7 protein-coding genes and 1 pseudogene are annotated in these 10,086 nt (G+C 35.8%); all 8 read right to left on the bottom strand.

The window, feature by feature from the left end; all coding sequences use genetic code 11:
* Window positions 1-542 (bottom strand): annotated as a pseudogene (locus AC1DOS_RS06015) (hypothetical protein); the annotation flags it as partial.
* 23 nt (window positions 543-565) lie between these two features.
* Window positions 566-1,912, bottom strand: coding sequence for a hypothetical protein (locus tag AC1DOS_RS06010; RefSeq protein WP_477536766.1), 1,347 nt, complete (start codon window positions 1,910-1,912; stop codon window positions 566-568).
* Between the two features lie 962 nt (window positions 1,913-2,874).
* Window positions 2,875-3,108 carry a hypothetical protein gene (locus AC1DOS_RS06005; protein WP_477536765.1) on the bottom strand — a complete coding sequence of 78 codons (234 nt, stop codon included), beginning with the start codon at window positions 3,106-3,108 and terminating at the stop codon, window positions 2,875-2,877.
* 137 nt (window positions 3,109-3,245) lie between these two features.
* Window positions 3,246-4,661: a dihydropyrimidinase gene (hydA, locus tag AC1DOS_RS06000; RefSeq protein ID WP_477536764.1), complete on the bottom strand. Its 1,416-nt coding sequence runs from the start codon at window positions 4,659-4,661 to the stop codon at window positions 3,246-3,248.
* Window positions 4,662-4,698: 37 nt separating this feature from the next.
* Window positions 4,699-5,964: an NAD-dependent dihydropyrimidine dehydrogenase subunit PreA gene (gene preA, locus AC1DOS_RS05995; protein WP_477536763.1), complete on the bottom strand. Its 1,266-nt coding sequence runs from the start codon at window positions 5,962-5,964 to the stop codon at window positions 4,699-4,701.
* 48 nt (window positions 5,965-6,012) lie between these two features.
* Window positions 6,013-7,386: an NAD(P)-dependent oxidoreductase gene (locus AC1DOS_RS05990; protein WP_477536762.1), complete on the bottom strand. Its 1,374-nt coding sequence runs from the start codon at window positions 7,384-7,386 to the stop codon at window positions 6,013-6,015.
* Window positions 7,387-7,621: 235 nt separating this feature from the next.
* The gene (locus AC1DOS_RS05985; RefSeq protein WP_477536761.1) at window positions 7,622-8,512 is read right to left on the bottom strand and encodes a nitrilase-related carbon-nitrogen hydrolase; all 891 of its coding nucleotides are present in this window, start codon (window positions 8,510-8,512) and stop codon (window positions 7,622-7,624) included.
* Between the two features lie 203 nt (window positions 8,513-8,715).
* Entirely contained in the window at window positions 8,716-10,059 is a 1,344-nt protein-coding gene (locus AC1DOS_RS05980; RefSeq protein WP_477536760.1) for an aminotransferase, read from the bottom strand.
* Between the last annotated feature and the right edge of the window lie 27 nt (window positions 10,060-10,086).

Below are 10,086 nucleotides of genomic sequence, written 5' to 3'. Positions count from 1 at the left end.
GATAAACTCAATTCATAAAATCTTGTAAAGAAATTTAAAATAGAATATTCACCACTACTCAAATTTCTCCATTCTAAATTAAAAAAGTTTTCCTCTTTATAGTTTTCAACGTATATTTTTAATAACTCGTCATTAGTTTTAATACGAACCTGTCTAGATTTAACCTCAACTTTGTTTATCAATTTCCTTACAATATTTAAATGTTCAATCATAGGATTGTAGAAATTTTTAAACATATTAATGATTTTATTAATATATTCTAATTTGGTTTCATTTAGATTCTCAGAATTAAGCAATAAATTATCCATATCTTTATCTTCAAGAAAAGTAAATTCTTCCTCTATTTCACTTAATAATTCTAGTTCATTATTGAAATCGTGATCCTCAGTTAAATAAAAATCATCATTAAAATTATCTATTAAATTCCTGGCGACTCTTTCAGAATCAATGTTATGATTTATATTAAATTCATTACCTATATATTCATATCTCACAAATTCGCTATAATGAAAATCTTTTTCTTTATATAGAACAACATCCACTTCTTTTAAAACGGAATTTTCCGTTAATAAAAAATAAATTTCTCTTCAACTTTGTCTAAAAAAACATCCATATTATTGTAATCCAAGTTCAAAAATTCTTCTAGCCAATTATGTAATTCAACTTTAATAGAGAAAGCATTAAAAGTGATTTCTTCTAAAATACTCCTTAAATCCTCTATTTCGTTCTCATTTAATAAAAAATCAATATCCAAATTATCTGAAAAAAATTCTTTTAACTTATATTTTATTAACTCTCTCTCTGTTACGAGAATATTTAAATAGGAATCCGCAATATTCTTATCAACGTTAACTATTATAGTATTAATAATATTATCAAGTGTTTCATATTCTTTATTAATCTCATTTTGAGATATACTGGAAATATTTTCTTTTAGTAATTCAAACTGAGCTGCTGTTATCGAATCAATCTTACCAAATAGTTTTATCGAATTTACACTTCTCTCAACTTCTAAATCACTTTGAAGTTGATTCCAAAACATATTAAATTTAGTTTTATCCCAATGAATCTCACCCTTTATAAAGCTTTCATTCTCAATTGCATCTAATAAATTTTCCATCCATTGAATTATTTTATTGTATGTATAATTAAAAACTTTTCTCAATAACTCTTTTTCTTCTTCAAATTCATCTATTTCTGAATCATTTTCAGATAACTTTATAAACTCCTGAATCATATAATCAAGAGCTTCTTGATAATTCCTATCTTCTTTTGATTTTTTGTTATATATTGATTCTGTTAATGATTCATTTAATTTTAAATATACATACTTAGGAATTTTAACAAAATCACTTAACTCTAATTCTTTTTGATTAATAATTGTAAATAAAATTTGTGATTGGTTATTTTTAGTTTTATAATTCGTAATTCCACTTGATTGGGTATCAAAAGAATCTAATAAGGCGTTGGTAGAAATATTATGAATTTTTGATGGATATTTTATTAAATTGTTTGCATCAAAAATATTCGAATAAAAAAATATTTCAAAATCTCTTATTTTTTCAATTGGTAGGTAATTTGTTAGACCATTAACTTTTAAATTAATTATGTTTGTAGAAAAAAAATACTCTTCTTTATCACTTCCAACAATAGTATACATGTAATTAGTAAACTTATTTCCGTCCAATACCTCCATGAGAACTTTTAAAAAAGTCGATTTTCCTGCACCATTTTCTCCTATCACTGCAACTATGTTTTCAATATTAGACCCATATAAATTTGATATATATTCATTATTCTTTTCTCTTTCTAACGTACGTTTTTTGAAGTTATAACTATAGTTGAATTTTCGGTTTAAATGAATAGAATATGTGCTTACATCTGTTTTTATCCATACATAATCTATAATCATAAATGATATTCCTCTCTATAAATCACATACTATCTAGTAAATATTCCTAATCACGATTTCTTATATTGTACACTAATTGGAAAAATTAAGAAGCTTATGCTTAGATTATTAATCAACCTTCTTGTGAAGAATAATATTTTAAAACTAAAACTTTCATATGAATAAATAATAGAACCTAAATAAAACCGTATTATTTTGCATAAATCTGCTTTCTATTTACACAGTTCCAACCAAGCCACAGCTTCACAATGAGTGGTCTGCGGGAACATATCATCAGACTGCACTTCTTTCGTTTCATACCCACCATCTTCTAATATCCGTAAGTCCCTTGTAAAGATTACCGATGGAAAGATCTGAACCAGGTAATTTCTAAATTTAAAACCCCGGGTACCAGCGAAAATTTTTCGCAGGTATTCGGGGTTTTAAAATCTTAAATGGTTAAAACAGCGCAATATACTCAAAAAAGCACATCAAATTTATACGTTGATGTGCTTTCATCTATTAAATCTTTCTCAAACAGGGAAATCACATACAAATGATAAGGCTCACCATGATTAATCAAAATGAAGTTTTTAGTACATGGTACCTTATTGAAAGTGGTATGTTTTTTTCCCTTATTTACCGATTTTTAAAAATCAATATTTAAGCCAGTTTTCATCATAGTCTTCAATTATTATTTCTGAAAAAACTAATCTGTTAAACACTAGGAATGTAGAAGCCACTTCTTTTTTCTCAAAGTTTGTATTGTGATTGATAAAAATTAACTCATCCTAGTTTCGGTTATAGTTGTTTCTTCAGACCTAGTACCAGTTTTTGCACACGAGGGTCACTGGCGATTAATTCAGCTTCCACAGCTTCACACTCTTCTACCACCAGAATAAAAATAAAGATTTTCTCATTTCATCCATATAATTGATTCTAGAGTAAATTGTAAGATTCGTGTAATTTTTTTCACCACAGTATTATTTCCCTAATTTAATTCGGTCCTTCTGTTGCTCAAAAACAATAGAAGAAAGATATTTTCTCCCATCTGCTGTAGAAAGTATCAAGCTTTGTTTCTCTTCTCGATTTGCTGGTTTTTCAAATTCAACAAATTCCCCATCGAGAGATTCTGTGACTTTACTAATCTCATATCCTTCGTACAGGTATAAATCAATTTTTTCCTTCTCCAAAGCAAATTCTTTAAACGAACTCATAAACTAACCTCCTGAGTCATTACTTTTTTATAAATGAATATGAGCAATAGGAAGTAAATCAGGGGATTTTAAACACCATTGATTCCTTAAAAACACCTGATTTTCATGTGGATTATCGATGTGTATTGCTGTTGTGATTATCGTGAAGCTTCTACTTTTGTGGGATTAGAAGGCTGTACATGCTTACCACGTCTTAAATATTGTCCTTTGCCTCGTTCGCCAACGAATTGCTTGTCTCGAATGACAAATTCTCCACGACAAAGAACAGAAACAGGCTCACCTGTCACTCTCATCCCTTCAAATGCATTATAATCAACGGCCATATGATGACTATTAACTGAAATGGTACGTTCTTTTTCCGGATCGAAAATAACGATATCTGCATCACTTCCAACTGCAATCGTTCCTTTTTGGGGAAATAATCCGAATAACTTTGCTGAACGAGTCGAGACAATATCCACAAACTCGTTGAGATTAATTCTTCCTTTTTTTACTCCTTCTGAAAAAAGCACACTAAACCGGTCTTCAATGAAAGGGCCACCATTTGGAATTTTGGTAAAATCTCCTTTCCCCAAGTCCTTTTGTCCTTGAAAATCAAAAGAACATTGATCAGAACCAAGTGTTTGAAGTTGACCACTTTTTAATGCGTTCCATAATACTTCTTGATGTTTCTTTTCTCGTAAAGGTGGAGACCAAACGTATTTTGCCCCTTCAAAATCAGGTTTTTCAAGAGCCGATTGATCCAGAACAAGGTATTGAGGACAAGTTTCCCCATACACAGTAAATCCTTTGTTTCTCGCTTCTGCAATTTTCTCAACCGCTTCTGCACAAGTGACATGCACGACATACAACTGGGATTCGGCTAAACCTGCTAATAAACATGCTCTTCCGGTTGCTTCCCCTTCGATTTCTGATGGTCTCGTCAACGCATGATAGATTGGATCAGTGTTTCCAGCCGCTAACGCTTCTTTTGTTAAAAAGTCTATGACATCTCCATTTTCAGCATGAACCATTACGAGTGCTCCATGTTTTTTTGCCATTACAAGCGTTCGAAACAAAGTCTCATCGTCTGCCTGTAGAACATTCTTGTATGCCATAAACACTTTAAAAGACGTGATACCTTCTTCCTCGATGACTTGAGGGATTTCATCTAAAACGCTATCATTGATTTCTCCAATCATTAAGTGAAATCCATAATCAATCACTGCCTTATCTTTGGATTTCGCGTGCCAAGTTTGAATCGCGTTCTTGAGCGGCTCTCCTTTATTTGTTAAACAGAAATCAATGATTGTTGTTGTTCCACCGAAAGCAGCGGCAATTGTACCTGACTCGAAATCATCTTTGCTCACCGTTCCTCCAAATGGCATTTCTAGATGAGTATGTGGATCAATCCCACCAGGGAATAGATAACACCCTTTTGCATCAATAACTTCCATTCCAACACTTGGCAAATCGAAGCCGATCGCTGTGACCTTTCCGTTATCAATAAGAACATCCGCACTAAACGTATCTGTTGCCGTGACAATCGTTCCATTTTTAATCATTTTTTTCATAACAATTCTCCTTTCACAATTTAGAAAACAGATGTTGTTATCCTCTTAGACTAGCTAATGCATGTTGACGCTCATTCCAAGTCATAGCTATTTTTTCGCGTGGAAGCTCTATCATACTGATTGCTCCTTCTTCAGGGCATACGATGGAACATAGATTGCATCCAACGCAATCCGCATCGCGGACTTTAAGATATTTGTTACCTTTTGGATCTGTTAGCATCTCGATACATTGATGTGCTGTATCTTCACAAGCAATGTGGCATTTGTTGCAATTGATGCAAATATCCGTATTAATCTTTGCTACTGTTTGATAATTTAAGTCTAGATTTCCCCAATCGGAGTACTTTTCTACCGATTTCCCAATAAGTTCAGTAACCGATAGGATTCCCTTTTCATCGAGGTAGTTATTGAGTCCATCAATCATGTCTTCGACAATACTAAATCCATGGTGCATGGCAGCTGTACAAACTTGAACACCCGTAGCACCCATCAACATGAATTCAACCGCATCTCGCCAATTTGAAATGCCTCCGATACCTGATATTGGAATATTAATATTTGCGTTTCTTGCACATTCCGCTACCATATTTAGCGCTATCGGTTTTACTGCTGGCCCACAATAGCCACCATGAGCCCCTTTTCCTGCAACATGTGGGATTGTATTCCACGTATCGAGATCGACTCCCGCTAGGCTATTTATTGTATTAATCATACTAATAGCGTCTGCTCCACCTCTTACAGCTGCTTTTGCTGTCATCGTTATATCCGTAATGTTTGGTGTTAGTTTCACAATGACTGGAGTCCTAGCTACTTCTTTCACCCACATTGTTTGCGACTCAACAAGATCCGGCTGCTGACCTGAAGCTGCTCCCATCCCACGTTCTGCCATCCCGTGAGGACATCCGAAGTTCAACTCAAGACCGTCAACCCCTACGTCTTCTACTCGCTTAACAATTTCATGCCATTTTTCTCTGCTAGGTTCAACCATTAAAGAGGCAATGATTGCATGATTCGGAAATCGTTTTTTCGTTTCATATATTTCTTTTAAATTCACTTCAAGTGGACGATCTGTAATCAGTTCAATGTTGTTAAAACCGACCACTTTTTTTCCATTAAAACTAATTGCCGCAAACCTTGAAGAGGTATTAATAATCGGTTCACCTAGGGTTTTCCAAACCGCTCCACCCCAGCCTGCTTCAAACGCACGTTGAACTTGATACCCTGAGTTAGTTGGTGGTGCCGAGGCCAGCCAAAATGGATTCGGCGACTCGATCCCCGCAAGATTAATCCTTAAATCCGCCATCAGAATTCCTCCTAAGCAAATGATAGTAAAAACTACATCTTCTATTAATTATGCGGTTTCGATAATAGAATTTTTTAATTGTTGATGAATAGCATAAGCCGCTTTTTTTCCATGTTGAGCAGCTGAAACCACCATTGCTTCTCCTTGCCCTTCACCAAATATGACATCTCCTACTGCATAAACTTTTGGATTGGACGTTTGATACGTTTCGAGATTAATTTTCACGACTCCCTTGTGCTGTTCGAGTCCAAATGCATCTATTAATTCTAGGTATCTCGTTTGACCAATCGCTTTAATGACCGCATCAACTTCTAAAATGAATTCAGAGCCTTCAATAGGAACGGGTTGTCGGCGACCATCAATTCCTGGCTCACCCAATTTCATTTTGATACATTCCATATGTCTTATTTGACCAATGCTGTCCCCTATCAAACGAGTTGGAGCAGTTAGCCATCTGAATTCAACGTTATCTTGCTTAGCAAATTCAAACTCAAACTCATAAGCTGTCATTTCTTTTTGGGAACGACGATATAGAATTTTCACATTTTCCGCGCCTAAACGAACGGAGCAAGTTGCAGCATCGATCGCGGTATTCCCCGCACCAATTACCACTACACGTTTGCCAATTAACTCGTCTGTTATCTCTTTTGTTTTTGAATCTTCAACAAACTGAATCGCATCATAAACCCCTTTTAGCTCTTCTCCTTCAATTTGAAGCATAGGTCCTTTGGACATACCAATAGCTAAAATGACAGAATCATACGTTTCAAGAATTTCATTTACAGATATATCTCGTCCTACCGTGATGTTTGTTTTGATTTGAACACCTAATTTTTCTACTTGTTCAACTTCCCATTGAGCCACTTTTTGTGGTAAGCGGAAAGATACGATTCCATACGTATTAAGTCCGCCAGCTTTTGATTTAGCTTCGTAAATCGTGACATCGTAGCCTAAGCGTGCAAGTTCTCGAGCAGCTGACAATCCAGCAGGACCCCCTCCAATTATGCCAACGCTCATTCCATTCTTTTCACCAGCTTTGAATAATATTTGTTCATTTTTAATTGCCCAATCTGTGGCATATCGCTGTAAATCCCCGATCATAATCGGCTTGGTAGAATGGTTTAACACACATGCTCCTTCACAAAGTTCTTCAGTAGGACATACTCGAGCACAACTAGCCCCAATCGGATTTGCCTCCATGATGGTTGTAGCTGATCCTTTTAAATTTCCAGAAGCAATTTTTTTAATGAAAGAAGGAATATTAATCCCTGTTGGACATGCTTGAATGCACGGTGCATCGTAACAATAGAGACAACGATTGGATTCATCCATTGCCGCTGCTGGTGATAGACCTGCTTTCACTTCCTCAAAATTTCGATTTAATATAGCCAGAGAAACAAAGGATTTGCTATCATCTCTCATCTTCATACCTCCCAAATAGAGTAATCAATCTATCATCTTTTTGATACGGAGCTAGGCAAGAAAAGCGCAAAGCGCTCTCTAGCTCGACGCCAGAATGATGAAAGGCGAATCGCCTTTCTGACCCCACAAAGGGGCCCGCGAGCTGGCGGTTGGAGCTAAACATAGCTGCATCAAGTTCGAAGGTGTATCTAGTAATAACATAAACTTTCTTATCTATTAGCAAAATTGATCGGTATTACTTATTAATGCTTGACATTGCTCCATATGTTTCTGGTCGGCGATCTCTGAAAAATTGCCAAGTGTTCCGTACTTCTCTAATCAGTTCCTTGTCCATTTCGCCAATTACAACTTCATCTTGATCTCGGCTACCGATTGACACCATATTTCCTCTTGGATCAACTAAATAGGATTGTCCATAAAATTCCCCTAGATTCCAAGGTGCTTCTGTTCCTACACGGTTAATTGCCCCTACATAATAACCATTGGCAACTGCATGAGCTGGCTGTTCTAGTTTCCATAAATATTCCGATAGTCCCGCCACAGTCGCTGAAGGATTGAATACAATTTCAGCGCCATTCAAACCTAATAGTCTTGCACCTTCTGGGAAATGGCGGTCATAACAAATATATACGCCAACTTTTGCAAACTGCGTATCAAAGACGGGATAACCCAAATTCCCTGGCTTAAAGTAATATTTCTCCCAGAATCCATTACCGTCATTCCCAACGTTGACTTGTGGAATATGATGTTTGCGGTATTTGCCTAGATAGGATCCATCCGCATCAATGACCGCTGCTGTGTTGTAGTAAGTGGCAATACCTTCTTGTTCATAAATTGGTAAAATAATAACCACACCTAATTCTTTAGCTAGAGCCTGGAATCGAATCGTCGTCGGTCCGTTTGGAACTTCTTCTGCTGCTTCGTACCATTTCGGATTTTGTTCTGTACAAAAATATGGTCCATAAAATATTTCCTGCAGACAAATAATTTGAGCACATTTAGCTGCAGCATCTCTTACTAATTGGATATGCTTTTCAATCCCTTTTTCTTTATGAAGCTTAACAGGTTCATTTCCATCAACATCGTTGGATGCTTGAATCAAACCTATTTTTACTTTATTAGTCATATAAAAATCCCCTTTTTCAATTTTAGAATGATAAGAAAAAATTCATATTGTTGTTAAACGATAAGGCATCGAAGAATAAAATCTTCACTTTAGAAGAAACCATGATGAAGTATCTACGAGGAAATAACAGAAAGCCTTAATCGTTCTCCGACTAAGGCTAAAATAAGGAAGATTACAAGTATAAATAGATAAATAAACGAACTTTATAGTGAAAGTATGGCTTCCTTAAACGTTTTAACAAGGAATGTAAAATCATCTTCAGTCATGCTCAACGGCGGAGCTAAAGTAAGAACATTGTTATATCCCTCTACGGTATCACCATTTTTTCCGATAATAAGTCCTTTTGCTTTGCACGCATAAATCATTTCATTCACTTTTTTCAGCTCTAGTGGTTTTTTCGAATCTTTATCCTCTACTAACTCCACTCCGACTAATAATCCCTTACCACGGATATCCCCAACATTAGGATGATTATATAGTTCATCTAATTCACTTAATAAACGACTCCCAAGTCGACTTGATTGTTCAATCAGGTTTTCTCGTTCAATGATTTCTAAGTTTTTAAGGGCTACAGCACACGCAGCAGGATTTCCTCCAAAAGTATTTACATGGCGGAAATGATCATAGTCATCTGTCCCTTTAAACGCTTCGTAGATTTCACGTTTCACAGCCGTTGCAGACAAGGGAAGATAGGAGCTTGTTAGACCTTTTGCTATTGTAATAATGTCTGGCTTGACATCGTAATTCATAAAACCAAAAGGCTTACCAGTACGACCAAACCCACAAATGACTTCATCGCAGATTAGTAAGGCTCCGTTTTCTTCACAAATGCCTTTCACTTGCTTCATATAATCATCATCTGGAATAAGAACTCCACCACCTGTAATGATCGGTTCCATGATAACCGCAGCAATGGTGTTGGATAGTTCCCATTTCATCATACGATCAATTTCTTCTGCACATGCTTTGCTAAATGATTTTGCCGTATGATACTCAGGAAAGCGATAGCTGTCAGGTGGAGTGACATGTAAGAACCCTTGTCCCAAAGGTTCATATTTGTATTTCCGCTGAGCCTGACCTGTCGCTGACAGCGCCGCCATTGAGCTCCCGTGATACGAACGATAACGTGAAATGATTTTATATCGTCCATGGTCCCCTTTTTGTTGATGATACTGTCTCGCAATTTTAAACGCTGCTTCATTCGCTTCTGAACCACTATTAGAAAAGAAAATAACGTACTCATCGCCTAACCATTCGTTTAACTTTTCCCCTAATTTAATTGCAGGAAGATGGCTTTGTGTTAAAGGGTAAAAAGGCAATTCTTGAAGCTGTTCGTATGCAGCCTCCGCTAATTCTTTTCTTCCATAGCCAACGTTCACTGACCATAACCCAGACATTCCATCTAAATACCTGTTCCCATCTGTATCCGTAATCCATGCACCATCGCCAGATTTTACAACCATTGTAGAAGGATTATATTTTTTCATCGAGTGCCAAAGATATTTTTCATCTTTTTCTTCTAACTGATTCTTTTGTTCCGTTTGCATACTAACAACTCCTTTCAAATAAGACAG

Source organism: Paenisporosarcina sp. P5_A11, from assembly GCF_056400705.1.
This window is presented reverse-complemented; position numbering and strand designations above follow the sequence as displayed.